The organism is Aliirhizobium wenxiniae (genome assembly GCF_019511445.1).
GTDB classification, from domain to species: domain Bacteria; phylum Pseudomonadota; class Alphaproteobacteria; order Rhizobiales; family Rhizobiaceae; genus Neorhizobium; species Neorhizobium wenxiniae_A.
This window is the reverse complement of record NZ_JAEUAN010000090.1, coordinates 1-426: the sequence shown is the minus strand read 5'-3', so window position 1 is coordinate 426 and position 426 is coordinate 1. Positions and strand designations below refer to the sequence as shown.

Below are 426 nucleotides of genomic sequence, written 5' to 3'. Positions count from 1 at the left end.
GGTAGAATGCCACTGCGGTGACACAACAAAAATCGTAGCAATAACCGCAAATAATGCACCGATGATGCGATAAGGGGTAAAGTATTTTTTCTCGTCGACACCGATACCAAAGCGATCGCAAAGTAAACCAGACAGCAATAGCGCGGAGATCAGTGCGGTTTGAAACGTTGCGACCCCGAGTGCGCTGGCTGATGCGCCTTCAGAAAATACCACCATCGCTCCACAGAGACCGGCAAACCAGTTCCAGAGAGGAACTTTTCGGTTTTTAATCAGAGAAGGAATTGCCGCAAATTGTTGCCGGGTTTCTTTTCGCGCCATAATAATAAAAAACATCACGACTAAACCACTGGCAAAGGAGATAACTGCGCATGCATTACCATCCTGTAACCAGTGACCTAATTGACCATTCACCGCTGATTGCATAGG

General features: G+C 46.9%; 1 protein-coding gene. It reads right to left on the bottom strand.

Annotated elements, in window-relative coordinates:
- On the bottom strand, positions 1-426 hold a 426-nt coding region (locus tag JNB91_RS30430; RefSeq protein WP_220329130.1), incomplete at both ends, for a DMT family transporter.